Below are 18,558 nucleotides of genomic sequence, written 5' to 3'. Positions count from 1 at the left end.
GCTGGGACGAGGTCTCGAGGTCAATCGGCGACCGTGCCTTGATGCCGGAGACGTTGCGAGTGGCGACCGCGACGTTACGCGTGCTGCGTCGGCATCGCGCGACCGGTGATCCGATTCGCCGTCGCAACTCCGCGACGATTCGACGGATCACCTCGCGTGAAAGCGATCCGATGTCCGACAATGATGCAATTCGGCGCCGGCGTTGGCGCGACAACACAGTCATTAACGCCGTCCCCCGATGAGACATGCGCGGCGCGCTTTTTTCCCGCGTTCGAATTCAGCTCGATCGCGCGCATGAACGTCGGATGACGCATTTGTTGCACCCGTGACAGCGGAGAAACACGGCGATTCCAGCATCATTTGATTCGAATTGAATCCTTTAAGGTTAGCGAGCCAATCAATGTATGAACCAGAAAATTCCATGATTGCCGCCGCTCCAGGATGTACGAGTCAGGCCGGGGTAACTACGGACAAGGCGGGGCATGAATCACATCAGTCACATCGCACACACACGGGCCGGCTGGTTCGGACATCGCAAGCTGACCCCGCGCGCATGCATTGCGGACAGCAAAAAACACCTTCGAACCTTCCTCGCAGAGGCCCTGGAAGACCTCGGCTTCATCACCAGTGAATGCAGTCAGGCATTGGAACTCGACGCCGTTCTCGATGCGGAACGGCCCGATCTTCTGGTGCTCGGCGTCTCCGTGGACGGCATCGAAGTCAGTAAAATTCTCGAGACTTTGGTGAGAAAGGACTACGGCGGCAAGGTCCTCGTGATCGGGCAACCGGACTCGATCATCGTCAAGGCGGTCCGGCAGATCGGCGATGAATATGGCATCGCCATGCTGCCGGCGCTGTCGACCCCGTTCAGTGCCGGAACCCTGCGTGACAGCCTGGCGTCACTGCTGCCGCTCGAGCCCGCGCCGAGCCCCGCGGTGGACGTGCCCGAAGCGCTGAAGGCCGGCTGGCTGGAGCTGTGGTATCAGCAGAAAATCCATCTCCGGACGCTGGTTCCGAGCGGCGCCGAGGCGCTGATCCGGATGCGCCATCCGGCCTGGGGCGTGGTGCCGCCGGCCTATTTCATTCCCGATGAAGGCGATCCGCATTTCCATGCGCTGTCGGAGTTCGTGATCGATCGCGCGATCGAGGACTGGCGCTATCTGCTGGAGCAGATCGGACCGGTCAATCTCTCGATCAATCTGCCGATCTCGTTCCTCGCCGACGACGACGCGGTGCGCGAACTGTGCCGCCGGATGCCGGATCACGCCGCGTTCGGCGGCCTGCTGATCGAGATCGACAGCACCGAGGTGGTCGACAATCTGGAGCTGGCGACCGATGTCGCGCGTCGCGTGGGGCTGCACAACATCGGCATCTCGATCGACAATGTCGGCGCCAACTGGCCGTCGCTGCTCGGACTGCCGAACTTCCCCTTCGTCCAGCTCAAGGTCGACCATCAATACGTCACCGGCTGCGCGGATCAGCGGCTGAAGCAGACCGTGTGCCGGCGGATCGTGGAGCTCGCCCATGACAGCGACGCGCAGGTGGTGGCCCAGGGCATCGAGACCCGCGCGGATTTTCTCGCCGCGCACGACATGGATTTCGATCAGGTCCAGGGCTATCTGTTCGGCAAGCCGATGGGCGTCAAGAAGTTCGCCCGCTCGCGCATGCACTTCTCGGAAAAAGAATCGGCGTCCTGACGCGACACCGCGCGTCAGGTCTCCGTGTCACGATCGATCGTGCGCAGCGCTTCGCCGCGCGCGATCAGCCGTTTCGCGTTGGAATAGGTCGGCACTTCAAGCAGCGAGCCGTCGAGCTCGACGCGGCCAAGGCCCTGCGTCCGCGCCGCCTCGAACGCGGCCACGATCCTGCCCGCCTCGCGCAACGCATCCGCGCCCGGCGTGAGGACGCCGTTGACGATGGCGGCATGCGCGGGATCGACCAGGCTCTTTGCGGTGTAGCCGAGCCGCCGCGCCCAGGCGGTGTCGCGCGCGACGCCGTCGGCATCGCTCCAGGTGTAGGGACAATCGACCGCGACGACGCCCGCGGCACGACATTCGACGATGAAGCGCTGCCGTGCGTAGGCGAGCTCGAGGCCATCGCTGCCGCGCTCGGCACCAAGATCTGCGGCGAGATCTTCCGACGCCATCAGGCAGCCGATGGTGCGCCGGCTCGCCACCGCGATCGCCCCGGTCTGCACCAGGCCGCGCGCGAACTCGATGTTCGGCAACAGCGACGTCGATCCCTCGGCGATGCCGTAGTCGCGCTCGAACCGCGTCACCGCCTCGTCGAGCCGGGCGACATGGTGCGGCTCGGCGACCTTCGGCAACGCGACGATATCCGGACCGCCGCGCATCACGGCGGCAAGGTCATCCATGCCGTCCTGATCGAGTGGGTTGACGCGGACCGCGACCACCACGCTCTGGTCGCGCCAGGCCGCGTAGAGATCGGCCGCCAGCGCCCGCGCCTTTGGGCGCAGCGATGGCGGGGTGAAGTCCTCGAGCTCGTGTATCAGCACGTCGGCGCCACTGGCGGCGGCGTGTTGCAGCACCTGCTCGTTGGCGCCTTCGAGAAACAGCCAGGAGCGGCACAGCGAGGCCGGGCGCAGCTTGCGCGTCACGCCGCCCTCACCGTCACTGAAACGTCATGTCGAGGCATTTCGAGATGTCGGAGCCGAGGCCGGAAGAAATCGTGATGCAGCCACGGATCTTCTGGGTGGTGGTGTCGCTTGCCCAGATCGCATAGCCGCCGGTGCCGAAAAACGAGTTGGTGTTCGGTGGCTCGGTCTCGGTGGCGTCGAACGTATAATTGCCATCGGTCTCGAAGATGCGCGGCTTCTTGGTGCAGCTGCCGTCGGCCTGGACGTTGATGACCTCCTTGTTGTCCTGCGTCAGCGCCAGCGACACCTGGCAGCGGAAGTACTCCGAGGTCTTGACGTTGAACAAATAAGCGTAGGATTTGCAGGTCGACGTCTTGAGCTTGCCGGCGGACAGGCCACGGCTGCAGGAGATCCGCTGGTTGTTGGATAGCTTGAACTCATCCGCCTGCGCGACTGACGCCAGCGCCACGAATGACAGAGCGACACCGATACCGATCTTCATGACGTGGTTCATCCTGATCATCCCAAGGTGGTGCTTCCGGCAATCGAAGCGTTTGTAGACGGTAACGCGAAGATAGTCGCCAAGCTTGATGCGGGAAATCACAAAGTCGCCGTTCTCCGTGAGCGGTCGGACTGATTGTCGTATTGACGCGCGAATGGCGTTCGTGATTTGTTCAAAAGCGTGGGGACGACGCCGTTTTTCGGCCGGAGGGATCATGACGCATTTTTTGACCAAGACCTTTTTTACGACCGCAACCCTTGCCGCGATGACGACATATGCATTCGCGCAGGAAGCCGCGCCCTGGGAGTTGAAGTCCGACATGGGCTACGCCTATGACAAGGACGGCAAGACCTGGGCCTACAAGATGGGGACCAACAATGCCGGCACCTTGCTGAAGGGCGCCAAGAAGGTGCCGAAGGGGACGCTGTTCTTCATCGGCCAGAACGGCCAGCTCTACATGCGCTCCGGTCCCTATCTCGAAGGCAGCGGAAAGTTCATGTTCGGCTCGAATTAGAGCGCTTTCGAGCGAAGTTGAGGCCGGTTCGCGTGATGTAAACGCATCGAGAGAAGCGTCTCGGGCTCCGGTCCTGATTCAATCAGAACCGGAAATACTCTGACGGTTTTCGGCAGAGTTCAGAACGCGGCGGCCAATTCCCTGGCGCCGGGTTTGTTGCTGTTGACGTCCATCCGCTCGTTGGTGACGGCGAGCAGCCTCGCCACCGTGTTGTGGCGGATCGCGACCGGGTTGCGCTCGTAGCCCGAGCGCTGGAAGAAGTTCGCGGTCGGCACCTGTTCGCGCATCGCCTGCGGCATGGTCACCATGTCGAGCCCGGTGCCGTCGCCGGTCAGGTTCATCATCTCGAGCTCGGCCGCGGTCAGCGGCCGGCTGTAGCCCTTGTTGCGCGCGAAGATCACCGAGGTCAGCAGCTTGTGGGTTTGCAGCATCGGGCCGACATCGATGTCGAGCACCATGGCGTGACACGCCCAGCCTTGCGGCGTGTCGGCCAGCCGCGCATGCGCCGACCAGTCGTCGGGCACGGTGCGCGTGAACGCGACCATCTTCTTCAGCACCGCGAGCTTGTGCTCCATCGCCTTGCGCGCCGGCCCCTGCGTCCGCGCCACCCGCTCGGTCAGGTCGCGCACGAATTCATGGCCCTGCTCGGCCAATAGCTCGACGGTGTTGGTGGTGAGCAGCTGGTTGTAGCCCATCGCGGTGGAGATGGCGCGCTTGCCGCCATGCTCGATGCCCGCCTGCACGTCGTAATTGCCGGTGCCGCCGGTCTCGAACGAATAGACCCGCACCGCCTGCTCCGGCGTCAGCCCTGCGGCGCGCGCGTAACGCGCATAGGCGCGCTTGAACTCGACCTCCGAGGTCGGCCGCTGCGGCGCGAACTGGAAATGCTCGGCCGCCGCCCGGACCAGATCCGCCGCCACCGGCAGCGTTTTCGTCGGACGCGGCGGCTTGCCGCCCTCTTCTTCCGGCGCAGGATTGACCGGCCGCTTCGGCCCCTCATAGACCGGCGGCTGTTGCAGCACGTAATCGTCGAGCGTGATCTGCACGCGATCGCGGCGCTTGGCATTGCGGCCGCGCCGCTTGTCGGCGATCGCACCCCAATAGGCGCTGGCGTCCTGCTCGAAGGCGGCGCGCGCCTCCTGGTACTCCTGAAGCTTGCGGCGATACTCCATGATCGCCTGCGGCGATGCCTGCGCCATCGCATTGGCGACGGAAGGCGGCAGCGCATCGGCCTCGCCGGCCAACACCGACGGCGCGCTGGCAACGAGCGCAAGCGCGACAAGTCCTGACGAGAGGCGAATCAATTGCGGGCGCATGACCTCGTTGTAGCAAGCGCGGCCGCGAAGTCAGCCCGGAATTGTTCGGGGCGCGGGCGGCGGGATGCCGCGATCACGTTCAGGATTTTCGCCACAATGCGGTGTTCCCCGCACAGAATCGTGGAGAAGCTGTGCGCCGTCGCGTCTGATGAACGTCACTTCCAGGCGAACACCGGCTGCTCGAGATCGGCGACGCGGGTGTTGCGCCCGGCCAGCACCTCGCGGAACTGATAGATCAACGCCGCAGTCGGCGCATGGATCTGCTGGCCACCGAGCCGGAACCGGATCACGCGCCGCGAGCTTTCCGGAATCATGACGAAGCTGAACGCGTCGCTGGCCTCGATCGCATCGAGGCCGATGCGATGCACCGACGCAACCTCGTCCGGGTTCGGCGTGATCGCCGCATGCGCGCCGGCCCAGACCACCACCGGCGTGATCAGATAGCCGGACCGCGTCGGATAATCGTCGAGCATGCCGAGCACGTCGCGCGCGGACAGCGCAAGCCCAAGCTCCTCATGCAGTTCACGCAGCGCGGTCTCGGCCTGCGTCTCGCCGGCATCGCAGCGGCCGCCCGGCAGTGCCCATTGCGCGCTATGGGCGCGCAGGCTGGCGCTGCGGCGGGTCAGCAGGAACGCGGTGCCGCCGTCGTCGTCGCTTTCGGTCAGCGCGATCGCGACCGCCGCGCGCTTCAGCGTCGGCGCCGCATCCGCCGGCGCGAGGCGTGCGAACGCGGCGCAGAGCTCTGCGATATTCCGCCGGGTGGCATCGTCAAATGTGCGGACCATTGATCTTGACTACACCACGTCAGCGTTTGATGAAATGACCGGAACGACATGCCTCCTGCGATCACTCAACGAACGGGCTCCATCACATGACGGCCAAGGCCGCGGACAAACTCAAATCCGACGGCTGGAAGGTCGCGGAAACCACGGGCTTCCTGTCGCTGATCGGTCCGTTGTGGGAGCGGCTGAAGGACGGCTCGCTCGAGCTCGCGCTGATCACCGAGGACAAGCATCACAATCGCCGCGGCCTCGTGCAGGGCGGCGTGATCATGACCTTCGCCGACCGCGCCTGCGGCATGGCGGCGCGCTTCGTGTCGGGCAAGCCGACGCTTGCGACGGTGCAGCTCGACACCCATTTCGTCGAAGCCGGCAAGATCGGCGAGATCCTGACGACGCGGCCGCGCGTGGTGCGTTCGACCCGCAGCCTGATCTTCATCACCGCCGAGGTGACCGTCGACAAGCGCTGCATCGCGATGGCCAATGGCGTGTTCAAGATTCTGAAGAACGACAGCTAGGGAGTTTCCCGATGCAATACCGCCAGCTTGGCCGCAGCGGCCTCAAGGTCTCGCCGATCTGCCTCGGCACCATGATGTTCGGCGGACCGACCGATGAGGCGACCTCGTCGCGCATCGTGGCAAAGGCCCGCGAGGCCGGCATCAACTTCATCGACAGCGCCGACGCCTATAATGGCGGCAAGTCCGAGGAGGTCGTCGGCCGCGCCATCGCGAACAATCGCTCGAACTGGGTGCTCGCAACCAAGCTGGCCAATCCGATCGGCGATGATCCGAACCATGGCGGGCTGTCACGGCGCTGGGTGTTGCAGGCCGCCGACGCGAGCCTGAAGCGGCTCGGCACCGACCACATCGACGTCTACTATCTGCACAAGGAAGATCACGCGACGCCGCTCGACGAGACGGTGCGCGCGATGGGCGACCTGATCCGCGCCGGCAAGGTGCGCTATTTCGGCGTCTCCAACTACCGCGCCTGGCGCGTCGCCGAGATCTGCAACATCTGCGATCGGCTCGGCATCGACCGCCCGGTCGCGAGCCAGCCTTATTACAATGCGATGAACCGGATGCCCGAGGTCGAGCATTTCCCGGCCTGCGCCTATTACGGCCTCGGCATCGTGCCCTACAGCCCGCTGGCGCGCGGCGTGCTGACCGGCAAATATGCGCCCGATGCCGCGCCGCCCGCGGACACCCGCGCGGGGCGCAACGACAAGCGCATGATGCAGACCGAATGGCGGCCGGAATCCTTGCAACTCGCGCAGGAGATCAAACGCCACGCCGAAAGCCGCGGCATCACCGCCGGGCAATTCGCGGTGTCGTGGGTGCTCAACTCGTCGTTCGTCAGCGCGGTGATCGCAGGTCCCCGTACCGAGGCGCAATGGGACGATTACATCCGCGCGCTCGACTATCGCTTCACCGCCGAGGACGAAGCCCTGATCGACCGCCTCGTCGTGTCAGGCCATCCCTCGACGCCGGGCTTCAACGATCCGGCCTATCCGATCGACGGACGGCGGGCCCGGACCGATTAACATCGCAGCTCCGGTGCTCGTCTCGGCTACGCCGAAGTTACGTTTCGTAGCTTCCGAATTGCGCAAGGGACGCGGCGGCTGCACCATCGCCGCATGACAATGCTGATGCCGGTGCTGCCGTGACGGCGACCAACCTACTGGACTGGATCGTGGCTCTGTTCGTCTGCTGGGCGAGCCTGACGGCAATCCTCGAGCCCCGCCGCGACGCCTCGCAGTGCGACGTCCCCTATGCCACCAACAGCGCGCCGCAGATGGCGTTGACTGCGCCGACCCAGGCTGAGTTCGACGAGATGATCCGCGATATGAAATTGCACGACTGAGCAGAAGCGCGGAAAGCCTTTCTTCTTCAACCAGCATGGCTGAAATGAAACAGGGCGGCGCCGAAGCACCGCCCTGTCCTGTCTGTTGCCGTCCGCCGCTTACTTCACGAGGTCGAAGCGATCGGCGTTCATCACCTTGGCCCAGGCCGCGACGAAGTCCTTCACGAACTGCTCCTTGGCGTCCGACGAGCCGTAGACTTCGGCGAACGCGCGCAACTGCGAGTGCGAACCGAAGATCAGGTCGGCGCGGGTGCCGGTCCACTTCACCGCCTTGGTCTTGCGGTCGCGGCCCTCATAGACGCCCTGGCCGGCATCGCTCCACACCGTGCCCATGTCGAGCAGGTTGAGGAAGAAGTCGTTGGTCAGCGTCCCCGGCTTGCCGGTGAACACGCCGTGCTTCGACTTCTTGGCGTTGGCGCCAAGCACGCGCAGGCCACCGACGAGGACCGTCAACTCCGGTCCGGTCAAGCGCATGAGTTGCGCACGGTCGACCAGTGCTTCCTCGGGCTTCATGAACTGATGCTTGCCGCCGATGTAGTTGCGGAAGCCGTCAGCCCGAGGCTCGAGCGGAGCGAACGAATCGACGTCGGTCTGATCCTGCGACGCGTCGGTGCGGCCCGGCGTGAAGGGGACCTTCACATTGGTGCCGCCGTCCTTCGCCGCCTTCTCGATCGCCGCCGCGCCGCCGAGCACGATCAGGTCGGCGAGCGAGACCTTCTTGCCGAACTCCTTCTGGATGGCTTCGAGCTTGGTCAGCACGCTCTTCAGCTGTGCCGGCTCGTTGACCTCCCAGTCCTTCTGCGGAGCAAGGCGGATGCGGGCACCGTTGGCGCCGCCGCGCTTGTCGGAGCCGCGGAAGGTGGAGGCCGAGGCCCAGGCGGTCGACACCAGTTCGGACACCGAGAGACCCGACGCGAGGATCTTCGCCTTGAGCGCCTCGATATCCTTGTCGTCGATCACGGCATGATCGAGCGCCGGCACCGGATCCTGCCAGATCAGCGTCTCCTTCGGCACCAGCGGGCCGAGATAGCGCTGGATCGGACCCATGTCGCGATGCGTGAGCTTGAACCAGGCGCGGGCGAAGGCGTCCGCGAACTGATCCGGATGCTCGTAGAACCGGCGCGAGATCTTCTCATAGGCCGGATCGAAGCGCAGCGAGAGGTCGGTCGTCAGCATGGTCGGGACATGCTTCTTCGACGAGTCGAACGCGTCCGGAATATCGGCCGTCGCGCCCTTGGCCTTCCACTGCTTCGCGCCTGCGGGGCTCTTGGTCAGCTCCCATTCATACTTGAACAGGTTGTCGAAGAAGTGGTTGCTCCACTTGGTGGGGGTCTGGGTCCAGGTGACCTCGGGGCCGCCCGTGATCGCGTCGGCGCCGATGCCGGTGCCGTGCTTGCTCTTCCAGCCCAGGCCCTGCTCCTCGAGCGCTCCGCCTTCCGGCTCCGGCCCGATCAGCGACGGATCACCCGCGCCGTGGGTCTTGCCGAAGGTGTGGCCGCCGGCGATCAGCGCGACGGTCTCCTCGTCGTTCATCGCCATGCGGAAGAACGTCTCGCGGATGTCCTTTGCGGCAGCGACCGGGTCGGGGTTGCCGTTCGGACCTTCCGGATTGACGTAGATCAGGCCCATCTGCACCGCGCCGAGCGGCTCGGAGAGCTGGCGCTCGCCACTATAACGCTCGTCGCCGAGCCAGGTGCCCTCCGGACCCCAATACAGTTCTTCCGGTTCCCAGACGTCGGCGCGGCCACCCGCGAAGCCGAACGTCTTGAAGCCCATCGATTCCAGCGCGACGTTGCCGGCGAGAACCATGAGGTCGGCCCAGGAGATCTTCTTGCCGTACTTCTGCTTGATCGGCCACAGCAGCCGGCGCGCCTTGTCGAGGTTGGCGTTGTCGGGCCAACTGTTGAGCGGGGCGAAACGCTGCTGACCGGCACCGGCGCCGCCGCGGCCGTCGGTGATGCGATAGGTGCCCGCCGAATGCCAGGCCATCCGGATCATCAGGCCGCCGTAATGGCCGAAATCAGCCGGCCACCATTCCTGCGACGTCGTCATCAGGGCGGTGAGGTCCTTGATCACGGCATTGAGATCGAGGGTCTTGAATTCCTTGGCGTAGTCGAACCCCTGGCCCATCGGATCCGACAGGTTGGAGTTCCGGTGCAGCACCTGAACGTCGAGCGATTCCGGCCACCAGTCACGATTCGTGTGCCCGCCAGGCCCGCCCGTAAATGGGCATTTGCCCGCGCCTTCGTCGGTTTTTGCGTCCATGTTTCTTCTCCGAGGTGATGGATTCTGGAATGTGCTGGAGCTCTTCCAAGAACGATTCTACGCGCCTCAATCCATCAGGTGAAATTGACTTTAATGATCGCGGCAATAAGATAATCTGATGATAAACGTCACACTCCGGCAACTGAGGTATTTCGATGCGCTGGCGCGGCACGGCCATTTCGGACGTGCCGCGGATGCCTGCGCGATCTCGCAGCCGGCGCTGTCGATGCAGATCCGCGAGATGGAACAGGCGGTCGGCGGGGTGCTGATCGAACGCAGCGCGCGGCAGGTCACCTTGACCAGTTTTGGCGAGGAGCTGCTGCGCCGCGTGCGCGACATCCTGCGTTCGGTCGACGAGCTCGGCGACTTCGCCCGCGCCTCGCGCGACAAGCTCGCCGGGCGGCTGCGGGTCGGCATGATCCCGACGATCGCGCCATATCTGCTGCCGAAGGTGATCGAGACGCTGGCACGGCTGCATCCCGAGCTCGACATCCACGTCCGCGAGACATTGACACCAAAGCTGATCAAGGAGGTCGCCGAGGGCCGGCTCGACACCGCGATCGTGGCGTTGCCGGTGTCGGAACCGTCGCTGACCGAGGTCGCGCTGTTCTCCGAGAACTTCCTGCTGGTGCGGCCGGGCGAGGATGCCAGCACGCCGGTGCCGAGCGCCGAGATGCTGCGCGAGATGCGGCTGCTGCTGCTCGAGGAAGGCCATTGCTTCCGCGACCAGGCGCTGTCGTTCTGCAACATGCAGTCCTCGCCGCCGCGCGAGGTGCTGGACGCGAGCTCGCTGTCGACGCTGGTGCAGATGGTCGGCGCCGGCATCGGCGTCACCCTGATCCCCGAGATGGCGGTGACGGTGGAGACCCGTTCCGCGCCGGTCACGGTGTCGCGTTTCAAGCACCCGCAGCCCTCGCGCACCATCGGCATGGTCTGGCGCAAGACCTCTCCGCTCGCCTCGCAGCTCCAGCAGATCTCCGAAGTGGTCTCACTCGCCGCCGAGGAACTGCGCGCACCGAAGCGGGATGGTGCGAAGGAGCCGGTAAAACGCGCTGGGCGGCGGAAGGTTGGGTGATTGGTCGGGCGGCACGCCACCGTCACGACCGTCGTCCTGGCTATCGCCAGGACGACGGTGAGGATGGTTCGACCGACGCCGGCAACAGGCGCGATCGATGCCGCGCCGGCGGCTGCTCAGCCGCGATGCTTCTTCTTTGGCTTCTTGCCGAATTTCGGCTTCCCGGCCGACACCTCCGGCCATTGTGAGGCTCCGGCGTGGCCGGACTTGCCGCGATGTTTCTTTTTCTTGCCGAAGCCGGGTTCGCTGCCGAATTTCGGCTTGGAGCCCTTTTCGCTTCGATCGAAGCGGGATGCGGCCCGGGAGTCCTGCCTTGATGTTGCTTCGTCGCGCGAACCGCCGCCCGCTTCGCGCACAAACGCACGCGCGTCGCGGTCCGGCTTGCCGCGTCGCTTGGCTGCGGAATCGTCCCGCCGCTCGTCGCGGCGCGGCGTGCTGTGGCGTGGTTCGTCCGCATCGCGCCATGAACCGCGCGGCGGCTTTTCCGGGGACGCCTGCGCCTTCGGGGCATCGGCCAGCGGCTCGATCCGGATGCTGTCTTCCTTGTCCGGACGCTTGATCTTGACCGCGAAGGAGTCGGCGACCCGCGCCGCGATCTCGAACTCGGTGGTGGTATCCATGATCTTGATGGCGCCGATGTCACGCTTGTCGATGCCGCCACGGCGGCAGATCATCGGCAGCAGCCAGCGCGCCTCGGCATTCTTGCGGCGCCCGATCGCGGCCCGGAACCAGACCGTGGCTTCCTCCATGCCATGACGTGGAGACTTGCCGGTCTTCGCGCGCGGCCCGGCGGCGCGATCATCGCGGCGCGACGCCCGCTCGCCGCGGTCGCGGCCCCGTCCCTCGCCGGGATCGAGGATGTCTTCCGGCGCAGGCAGCCGCGCGCGGTAGAGCCGGGCCAGCGCCGAGGCGATCGCCTCGGGTGACCGCTCGGCGAGCAGGGCCTGCGCGAGGGCCAGATCGTCCGATGTCGCCTCCTCGGAAAACACTGCATCCTGCAACAGGCGATCGTGGTCGAGCTTGCGGATTTCATCGGGCTGCGGCGCGGTACCCCAGACCACATCGATACCGGCGAGATCGAGCAGCAATTCCGCGCGCCGCCGTCGCGCCGGGGGCACCAGCAGGATGCTGACGCCCTTGCGGCCGGCACGGCCGGTACGGCCCGAGCGATGCTGCATCACCTCAGGGTCTTTCGGCAGGTCGGCATGAATGACGAGATCGAGGCTCGGCAGGTCGATGCCGCGCGCCGCGACGTCGGTCGCAACGCACACCCTGGAGCGTCCGTCGCGCAAGGCCTGCAACGCCTGGGTCCGCTCGTTCTGGGTCATTTCACCGGACAACGCGGCCACCGAGAAGCCGCGCTCCAGCAGCGCCGCCTGCAAATGCCTGACCGCTTCGCGGGTGTTGCAGAACACCAGCGCGCTCGGCGCCTCATGGAAGCGCAGGATGTTGACGACCGCGTGCTCGACATCGTCGGCGGCGACCCGGATGGCGCGGTACTCGATGTCGGCATGGCCGCCTTCGTCGCCGGCGACCTCGATGCGGAACGCCTGCTGCTGATACTGCTTGGCAAGCGCGACGATGCCGCGCGGAAACGTCGCCGAGAACAGCAGGGTGCGCCGGCTGTCCGGCGTGGTTTCGAGGATGAACTCCATGTCCTCGCGGAAGCCGAGATTGAGCATCTCGTCGGCCTCGTCGAGCACGACGACCCGCAATCCCGAAATGTCGAGCCGGCCGCGCCGCAAATGGTCGCACAGCCGGCCGGGCGTCCCGACCACGATGTGGGCGCCATCAGCCAGCTCGCGCTGCTCGCGGCGCGGATCCATGCCGCCGACGCAGGAGACGACGCGGCCGTCGGCATGCTCGTAAAGCCAGGCCAGCTCACGCTGAACCTGCAAGGCGAGCTCGCGCGTCGGCGCGACGATCAGGGCCAGTGGTGCGGCGGCCGGCTCGAACCGCTCGGCGTCGCCGAGCAGGTCCTTTGCCATGGCCAGACCGTAGGCAACGGTCTTGCCTGAGCCGGTCTGGGCGGAAACCAGCAGGTCGCGGCCGACGGCGTCGTCGGCGAGCACGGCGAGCTGGACGGGGGTCGGTTGTTCATAGTTGCGCTCAGCCAAGGCGCGGGCGAGCGGCGAACTTGTGGTCGGAAAGGGCACGAGATGGGAAACCTTGATTGGTCCGGGCGCGGAACGTCGAGCGGGACGACCTGAAGCTGCGTACCCGGCAGGCGGCACGGCCGCATGACGATTTGGGGTGCTTTACGCCAAGAACAACCAAATCGCCATGCCTCGATGGCAGAAAGATGGTGCGCGGACCAACCCGGCTGCCCGATTGGGGCCTACCCAGGGGCGGTCCGGTCCAGCAATCCGGCCGAGGGTTCGGGGACCGACCGGCCGCCCTCAGGCGACCCGCGCCAGATGGATGAAGACCTCGTCGAGGTCGCGGCACTTGAAGCGCTCCGCGAGCTCCTGCGGACACCCCATCGCGACGACGCGGCCGTGGCTCATGATCACGACGAAGTCACAGAGCTGCTCGACCTCGGTCATGTTGTGCGAGGACAGCAGGATGGTGGCGCCGCGACGCTTCTGATAGCCGCGCAGCCGGCTGCGCACCCATTCGGCGCGGTCGGGATCGAGCGACGCGGTCGGCTCGTCGAGCAGCAGCACGTCCGGATCGTTGATCAGCGCCTTCGCCACCGCGACACGGGTCTTCTGGCCCGCCGACAGCCGCCCGGTGGCGCGGTCGAGCACGTCACCGAGCTCGAAATCCTCAACCAGTTCGTCGATCCGCGCCTCGAGGTCGGCAACGCCGTACAGTCGCCCGAACACAATGAGGTTCTGCCGCACCGTGAGCCGCCCCGGCAAGGCGACATAGGGACTTTCGAAATTCATCCGGCTGAGCACCTTGTGACGCTCGATCGCCATGTCATGGCCGAGCACCATGGCGCGGCCGAAGCTCGGGATCACGAGACCCATGATCATCGCGATGGTGGTGGTCTTGCCGGCGCCGTTGCCGCCGAGCAGGCCGACGGTCCAGCCCTTCGGCACGATGAAGTTCACATCATCCACGGCCCAATGGCTGCGGAACTGCTTGCAGAGGTTCTCGACCGCGATGGCCGGCGCGTCGGCGATGTCGAGCCGAACGGGCGCATTGGTCTCGACCGGCGTGGTGCTTGCCGACACGGATGTCAGATGCCTACGCGGCAGGAAGCGTTCGATACGGCTCATCTTTATCTCCCCTTACTCGCCCATGGTGAGCAGGCCGCCCTTGTGGCGGGCGCTTTGCAACAGGGCGACGAATGTGGTGAAGCCCACGCCGAGATAGACGGCATTGAGCGCGAGGCATTCGAGCATCAGATCAGCGCGCAAGCTGCCGTCGCGCAGCACCGCGCGCATGCCCTCGAACACATAGGTCGGCGTCAGCGACCAGGCGACCGGATGCAGCCAGAGCGGCAGCGCCGCAACCGGATAATAGACGCAGCACAGCGGCAGCAGCACGATCATGATCGAATAGGCCAGGCTCTCCGCGCCGAAGCCCTGGCGGATCACGAGGCCGGCGACCACGAGCCCGATCGCCCAGCTGGTCAGCACCAGGTTGAGGAAGAAGGCGAGCAACCCCGGCCCCATCGCGAAGACGTTGAAGCCGAACAGCACGAAGGTCAGCAGCAGCACCGGCAACGTGCCGATCACCAGCCGGATCAGGCTCATCAGCATCAGCGAGGCCGCGAGCTCGAACGGCTGCAACGGGCTCATCATGAGATTGGCGAGGTTGCGCGACCAGATCTCCTCCAGGAAGGTGAAGGTGAAGCCGAGCTGGCCGCGAAACAGCACGTCCCAGAGCAGGACGGCGCCGAGCAAGAGGCCGGCGGTGGAGGCCATCGCCGACTTGCTGTCATAGAGGTAGGTGTAGAGGAACCCCCACACCAGCATCTGCATCGCCGGCCAATAGACGATCTCCAGCAGCCGGAGCCATGACGAGCGCAGGATGTAGTAATAGCGCGCCGTCATGGCGGCGATGCGGTTCAGCGACTGGGTCATGGCGCGCACCTCTATCGCCGTTATCAATCGAACTCGCGGCGGATCGGGCGGCGCTTGCCGACCTTGGGCGGAAACGCCAGCAACGCGTTGGCCTGTACCCGCACCGGATGCTCGAGGCAGGCCGCGAGCAGGTCCTCGAGATGCGCGACCGAGCCGCGCAGCCGCGCCATCGGCGTGTCCTGGCCGAGCACGACGCGGGCCTCGACCAAGTCGACGCGGCGCTGCACGATCTCGAACTGCGCCAGATGCAGGTTGCAGTCGAACATCCAGCGATAGGTCGCATCCAGGATGCTGCCGGCCGGCACCTTGCGGCCGTCGCGATTGACGAAGGCGTCGTTGAGGCGGCCGTCGATGCTGGCGATCTGCGACCAGTTGATGTCCGACGGCGCCGGATTGGCCGGCTGGGTGATGTAGTCGCCCTGCACGTAGCGGATGAACGGCATCGCCTCGTTGAGCAGGTTGGTGATCACGGCGATGCCGGACTGGCCGGGCGCCTGCGGCTGCATCGTGACGGGATCGAGCACGTCGAGATGCACGGTGTCCTCGCAGACGTGATACTGGCCGCCAGGCATTTCGAGCGCGATGCGCGTGGCCTCCTCGGAGGAATATTCGTCGAGCACGGGGACGCCGAGCTGGCGCGACCATTCCGCGCGCGCGGCACGCGAGGAGTATTCCGAATGCGTCACCGCGAGATTGAGCGAAGAGCGGAACTCGTCGACATGCGGCATCAGCGCGTCGAGACTCGACGGATACAGCGACAGGATCTTCGGCCCGAGATAGCGCAGATGCTGGGCGACGCGCGCCGGCGGGATCAGGTTCGAGATGAACGCGGTCGGATAATCGCCGCCGATCGAATCGAACCACCACGGCACGGTGTAGACATGGGCGAGCAGGTCCTCGGCGCGGTAATTGCCGCTGCTCTGCATCGCGAACTGGCGCACGCCCTGGATGGTGTCGGTGATGACGGCATCATAGTCGACGCGGATCAAGAGCGTCTGGCCGGACGAGCCGGATGAGCGGGTCGGAAACAGGTTTTCCGGCTTGTACGCCTTGTTGACGCACTGGTCCGGGAAGGCGGCGACCAGCTCCGGCTTGGTGATCACGGGGATCTTCTGGATGTCGTCATAATCGCGCAGATGCGCGGGCTTGAAGCCGGCGGCATCATACTTGGCGCGGTATACTGGAATGTCGCGATAGGCGAGCTCGACCAGCTCCTTGATGCGGGCGAACTGTCGCGCGCGGATTTCCGACACCGGCAGATAGGGATGCCGCATGCATTCGCCGAGATAGTTCGCGGTCGCGGCGACCAGCTCGGGCGCCGCATCATCCGATGGCTGGAAGTCCGGACGGGTGTGCTCGGTCTCCCAGAACTGGCGCTGCGGGGGCGCTGCGGGAACGAGCGACGCGGCGGCCTGGTCGTGCTCCGGCACCAGAGCAAGGCTGTCATCGGCAGTGCTGATCGCAAGGGTGGACGTCATCTTCAGCTCCATGATTGACGGGACGACCGCCCGTTCATGGCGCCATCAATGGCCCGCGGCGCTTGCCAGTGCCGTGACACCGGTCACACGCAGCCGCACCTCGTCGCAGCACGCGCCGGTTCGACAGACGCGGAAGCTGTTTATCTGCGCAGGATCACTTCGCCTTGAGCGCCTTGTCGCGGCTCTCCAGCGCGGCCATCATCAGCTTCGGCAATTGCCCGGCGTAGGCCTCGATGAAGGTCGCATCGCCGCAGCCTTGCGGATCGCGCGCGGCCTGCTCGGCGATGCGCGCCGCCTTGGCTTCGCATTTCGCGAACATATGCCAGAACCAGTCCGGGTTCTTGTCGAGCGCGGCCTTGTTCTTCTTGATGACCGCGGCGCCGACCGCACTCATCGCGCTGACGACACCGGCGCCCAGCGTGCTGATGGCGCGCGCGTTCAAAATATCCTCGCGCGCCTGCGCGGTGGCGTTGGTCGCGGTCGCTCGTCCGGTCGTTCGTGCCTTGGCCGGCATGCTCAAGCTCCTTGTCGATCCCGTCTCGATTTCCTGCCGCGCGGGCAGCATCGGCCGCGGAAGTTGAGGAAGGCTCAAGGGGCATGGTTGAGAAGCGCTATGGAATTCATTCCGGTTTTATGCGCTTCCGAGCGATCGGGCCCGGTGGGCGTTGAGTTCCGCTCGGTCGCCCGATCCGTCAGCGGCCGTTACCCTTTCGCGCCATGGCGGCGGATCAGCTGATCGGCGACATCGTCGAGATCATTGCCGACCATTTGCGGCTGTGGCCCGACGCCGAGCACATCATTGCCGGGACGCTTGATCAGCGCGGCCTCCCAGCCGGCGGCCACCGCACCGAGCGTATCCCAGGTGTGACAGGCGATCAGGCAGAAATCTGCGGGCCCGGCCCCGAGCTCCTTCTCGACATAGCCATAGGCCTGCCGCGACGGCTTGTGGTGCTTGACGCCGTCCGCGGAAAAGCGCCGCTCGAACAGGTCGACGATGCCACCGTGGGTCAACTGGCGGGTCTGCACCTCGAGCAGATTGTCGGTCAGCGTGAACAGCCGGAAGCCCGCCGCGCGCAGCTTGCGCAGCGCCGCCGGCACATCCGCGTGCGGCGGCATGGTGGAGAATTTCTCGGTCAGCTCCTTCTTGTCGTTGTCGTCGATGCTGATCCCGCGGGTATCGGCCAGCATCTTCATGACCGCGGCGCCGATCTCGGTGAAGGGCACGTAGCAGCCGGCCACCGTGAGCGCGGCGGAATACATGATGAAGTTCGAAAACCACAGCCGCATCGCGCCCTTGTCGTCGAAGATGCGCGCGAACACCGGCTCCATGGTCTCGAGGTCGAGCAGGGTCTCGTTGACGTCGAACACAATCAGAGGAAGCGCCATGTCTGGCCTCCTGTTGGTTGGGTTGTTGTTAGCCCCTGTCCTTGATCCGGCTGCGATGCGCCGCCTGCTTGGCGCGGTTGCCGCACACCGCCATGCTGCACCAGCGGCGCGCCCGCGCCCGCGTGTGATCGGCGAACATCAGCGTGCACGCCGGGCCTTCACACGCCTTGATGTCGGAGAAGCTCTCCTCGCAAACTACCCTCGCCATCGCCTCGCCGATCGGCAGCAGCAATGAGCCGGCCGAGCGCCAGCGCCGCGTCCGCTGCAATGCGAACGCATCACCATCGTCATGATGCAGGACGATGCGGCTGGTGCCCTCGTCGCTTTCGAGCAGCCGGTTCAACGCCTCCAACTCCTTCAGCGCCCGCGGCGTCAGCGGCTTGCCCATATGCTTGCGCACGAAGCCGCGGAACCATTCGCGCAAATCGCGGGCCTGGCCGGCGACGTGATCGAGTTCGCCCGGCTTCGCGCGGGCCTTGAGCGCGTCGAGCACGTCCGGCGGCGCCAGCTTCGCCTGCGCGAGCCAACGCAACAGGCCATCACCATCGGCGATCCAGTCGAACGGCGTATCGACCGGGGTCGCGATCGAATTGATGAAATCGAGGCCCAGGCTGTCGGCGATGAACATCGCGGGCGGATGGGATTGCACGGGGATGCCTCCTGGCGGCTTTTCGAGCCTCTCGAATAACCTGACTGAAGCCTGTTGACAAGTTACGAACAGTGGATCATAAGCGTCATAACCTGTCAAAT

At 65.4% G+C, this 18,558-nt stretch carries 18 protein-coding genes; 6 read left to right on the top strand and 12 right to left on the bottom strand.

The annotated features are described in order from the left end of the window. Positions 1–482: 482 nt before the first annotated feature. Positions 483–1,697, top strand: a complete 1,215-nt coding sequence (locus CWS35_RS10690; RefSeq protein WP_024579066.1) for an EAL domain-containing protein — start codon at positions 483–485, stop codon at positions 1,695–1,697. A gap of 14 nt (positions 1,698–1,711) precedes the next feature. Here the strand turns inward: CWS35_RS10690 and CWS35_RS10685 are convergent, their stop codons facing one another. Both CWS35_RS10685 and CWS35_RS10680 read right to left on the bottom strand, forming a co-directional pair. Then, on the bottom strand, positions 1,712–2,617 hold the full coding sequence (locus CWS35_RS10685) for a CoA ester lyase (protein ID WP_100951877.1): 906 nt from the start codon (positions 2,615–2,617) through the stop codon (positions 1,712–1,714). Positions 2,618–2,630: 13 nt separating this feature from the next. Beyond that, positions 2,631–3,110 carry a hypothetical protein gene (locus CWS35_RS10680; protein WP_024579064.1) on the bottom strand — a complete coding sequence of 160 codons (480 nt, stop codon included), beginning with the start codon at positions 3,108–3,110 and terminating at the stop codon, positions 2,631–2,633. Positions 3,111–3,312: 202 nt separating this feature from the next. Here CWS35_RS10680 and CWS35_RS10675 point away from each other — a divergent pair, with 202 nt between their 5' ends. After that, positions 3,313–3,612: a hypothetical protein gene (locus tag CWS35_RS10675; RefSeq protein ID WP_100951876.1), complete on the top strand. Its 300-nt coding sequence runs from the start codon at positions 3,313–3,315 to the stop codon at positions 3,610–3,612. 119 nt (positions 3,613–3,731) lie between these two features. On the opposite strand, the gene CWS35_RS10670 is transcribed toward CWS35_RS10675, so the two are convergent. Together CWS35_RS10670 and CWS35_RS10665 are read right to left on the bottom strand one after the other, a co-directional pair. Continuing rightward, complete coding sequence (locus CWS35_RS10670; protein WP_100951875.1) at positions 3,732–4,928, bottom strand: hypothetical protein; 1,197 nt, start codon at positions 4,926–4,928, stop codon at positions 3,732–3,734. 155 nt (positions 4,929–5,083) lie between these two features. Continuing rightward, entirely contained in the window at positions 5,084–5,713 is a 630-nt protein-coding gene (locus CWS35_RS10665) for a CoA pyrophosphatase (RefSeq protein WP_100951874.1), read from the bottom strand. Between the two features lie 86 nt (positions 5,714–5,799). Between CWS35_RS10665 and CWS35_RS10660 the strand changes: the two genes are divergently transcribed. The 3 genes from CWS35_RS10660 (at position 5,800) to CWS35_RS10650 (ending at position 7,567) form a co-directional block, all read left to right on the top strand. Beyond that, the gene (locus CWS35_RS10660; RefSeq protein WP_024579060.1) at positions 5,800–6,225 is read left to right on the top strand and encodes a PaaI family thioesterase; all 426 of its coding nucleotides are present in this window, start codon (positions 5,800–5,802) and stop codon (positions 6,223–6,225) included. An 11-nt stretch (positions 6,226–6,236) separates the two neighbouring features. Further along, a complete protein-coding gene (locus CWS35_RS10655; RefSeq protein WP_100951873.1) occupies positions 6,237–7,247 on the top strand; it encodes an aldo/keto reductase in 1,011 nt (336 codons plus the stop codon). Positions 7,248–7,366: 119 nt separating this feature from the next. Further along, positions 7,367–7,567 carry a hypothetical protein gene (locus CWS35_RS10650; protein WP_024579058.1) on the top strand — a complete coding sequence of 67 codons (201 nt, stop codon included), beginning with the start codon at positions 7,367–7,369 and terminating at the stop codon, positions 7,565–7,567. A gap of 99 nt (positions 7,568–7,666) precedes the next feature. Here the strand turns inward: CWS35_RS10650 and katG are convergent, their stop codons facing one another. Then, positions 7,667–9,832, bottom strand: a complete 2,166-nt coding sequence (katG, locus tag CWS35_RS10645; RefSeq protein ID WP_100951872.1) for a catalase/peroxidase HPI — start codon at positions 9,830–9,832, stop codon at positions 7,667–7,669. A 118-nt stretch (positions 9,833–9,950) separates the two neighbouring features. Here katG and CWS35_RS10640 point away from each other — a divergent pair, with 118 nt between their 5' ends. Next, complete coding sequence (locus CWS35_RS10640) at positions 9,951–10,907, top strand: hydrogen peroxide-inducible genes activator (protein WP_100951871.1); 957 nt, start codon at positions 9,951–9,953, stop codon at positions 10,905–10,907. 116 nt (positions 10,908–11,023) lie between these two features. Here the strand turns inward: CWS35_RS10640 and CWS35_RS10635 are convergent, their stop codons facing one another. The 7 genes from CWS35_RS10635 to CWS35_RS10605 all read right to left on the bottom strand — a co-directional run bounded on the left by CWS35_RS10635 (position 11,024) and on the right by CWS35_RS10605 (position 18,436). Beyond that, on the bottom strand, positions 11,024–13,063 hold the full coding sequence (locus CWS35_RS10635) for a DEAD/DEAH box helicase (protein ID WP_100951870.1): 2,040 nt from the start codon (positions 13,061–13,063) through the stop codon (positions 11,024–11,026). Between the two features lie 243 nt (positions 13,064–13,306). Next, positions 13,307–14,134 carry an ABC transporter ATP-binding protein gene (locus CWS35_RS10630; protein WP_100951869.1) on the bottom strand — a complete coding sequence of 276 codons (828 nt, stop codon included), beginning with the start codon at positions 14,132–14,134 and terminating at the stop codon, positions 13,307–13,309. A 12-nt stretch (positions 14,135–14,146) separates the two neighbouring features. Continuing rightward, positions 14,147–14,944: an ABC transporter permease gene (locus tag CWS35_RS10625; protein WP_100951868.1), complete on the bottom strand. Its 798-nt coding sequence runs from the start codon at positions 14,942–14,944 to the stop codon at positions 14,147–14,149. Between the two features lie 23 nt (positions 14,945–14,967). Beyond that, positions 14,968–16,422 carry a phenylacetate--CoA ligase family protein gene (locus CWS35_RS10620; protein ID WP_157817110.1) on the bottom strand — a complete coding sequence of 485 codons (1,455 nt, stop codon included), beginning with the start codon at positions 16,420–16,422 and terminating at the stop codon, positions 14,968–14,970. A gap of 154 nt (positions 16,423–16,576) precedes the next feature. Beyond that, positions 16,577–16,936 carry a hypothetical protein gene (locus CWS35_RS10615; RefSeq protein ID WP_100951866.1) on the bottom strand — a complete coding sequence of 120 codons (360 nt, stop codon included), beginning with the start codon at positions 16,934–16,936 and terminating at the stop codon, positions 16,577–16,579. 188 nt (positions 16,937–17,124) lie between these two features. Beyond that, a complete protein-coding gene (locus tag CWS35_RS10610) occupies positions 17,125–17,808 on the bottom strand; it encodes a haloacid dehalogenase type II (protein WP_100951865.1) in 684 nt (227 codons plus the stop codon). A 28-nt stretch (positions 17,809–17,836) separates the two neighbouring features. After that, the gene (locus tag CWS35_RS10605) at positions 17,837–18,436 is read right to left on the bottom strand and encodes an ABATE domain-containing protein (RefSeq protein ID WP_100951864.1); all 600 of its coding nucleotides are present in this window, start codon (positions 18,434–18,436) and stop codon (positions 17,837–17,839) included. Positions 18,437–18,558 lie beyond the last annotated feature (122 nt).

The organism is Bradyrhizobium sp. SK17 (assembly GCF_002831585.1).
Classification (GTDB): Bacteria; Pseudomonadota; Alphaproteobacteria; order Rhizobiales; family Xanthobacteraceae; genus Bradyrhizobium.
This window is presented reverse-complemented; position numbering and strand designations above follow the sequence as displayed.

What these genes read in the sequence shown, in the direction of transcription:
- CWS35_RS10690 (WP_024579066.1), top strand. Translation starts at nt 483, where the DNA reads ATGAATCACATCAGTCACATCGCACACACACGGGCCGGCTGGTTCGGA.
- CWS35_RS10680 (WP_024579064.1), bottom strand. Translation starts at nt 3,110, where the DNA reads ATGAACCACGTCATGAAGATCGGTATCGGTGTCGCTCTGTCATTCGTG.
- CWS35_RS10675 (WP_100951876.1), top strand. Translation starts at nt 3,313, where the DNA reads ATGACGCATTTTTTGACCAAGACCTTTTTTACGACCGCAACCCTTGCC.
- CWS35_RS10670 (WP_100951875.1), bottom strand. Translation starts at nt 4,928, where the DNA reads ATGCGCCCGCAATTGATTCGCCTCTCGTCAGGACTTGTCGCGCTTGCG.
- CWS35_RS10665 (WP_100951874.1), bottom strand. Translation starts at nt 5,713, where the DNA reads ATGGTCCGCACATTTGACGATGCCACCCGGCGGAATATCGCAGAGCTC.
- CWS35_RS10660 (WP_024579060.1), top strand. Translation starts at nt 5,800, where the DNA reads ATGACGGCCAAGGCCGCGGACAAACTCAAATCCGACGGCTGGAAGGTC.
- CWS35_RS10655 (WP_100951873.1), top strand. Translation starts at nt 6,237, where the DNA reads ATGCAATACCGCCAGCTTGGCCGCAGCGGCCTCAAGGTCTCGCCGATC.
- katG (WP_100951872.1), bottom strand. Translation starts at nt 9,832, where the DNA reads ATGGACGCAAAAACCGACGAAGGCGCGGGCAAATGCCCATTTACGGGC.
- CWS35_RS10640 (WP_100951871.1), top strand. Translation starts at nt 9,951, where the DNA reads ATGATAAACGTCACACTCCGGCAACTGAGGTATTTCGATGCGCTGGCG.
- CWS35_RS10630 (WP_100951869.1), bottom strand. Translation starts at nt 14,134, where the DNA reads ATGAGCCGTATCGAACGCTTCCTGCCGCGTAGGCATCTGACATCCGTG.
- CWS35_RS10625 (WP_100951868.1), bottom strand. Translation starts at nt 14,944, where the DNA reads ATGACCCAGTCGCTGAACCGCATCGCCGCCATGACGGCGCGCTATTAC.
- CWS35_RS10620 (WP_157817110.1), bottom strand. Translation starts at nt 16,422, where the DNA reads ATGACGTCCACCCTTGCGATCAGCACTGCCGATGACAGCCTTGCTCTG.
- CWS35_RS10615 (WP_100951866.1), bottom strand. Translation starts at nt 16,936, where the DNA reads ATGCCGGCCAAGGCACGAACGACCGGACGAGCGACCGCGACCAACGCC.
- CWS35_RS10610 (WP_100951865.1), bottom strand. Translation starts at nt 17,808, where the DNA reads ATGGCGCTTCCTCTGATTGTGTTCGACGTCAACGAGACCCTGCTCGAC.
- CWS35_RS10605 (WP_100951864.1), bottom strand. Translation starts at nt 18,436, where the DNA reads ATGTTCATCGCCGACAGCCTGGGCCTCGATTTCATCAATTCGATCGCG.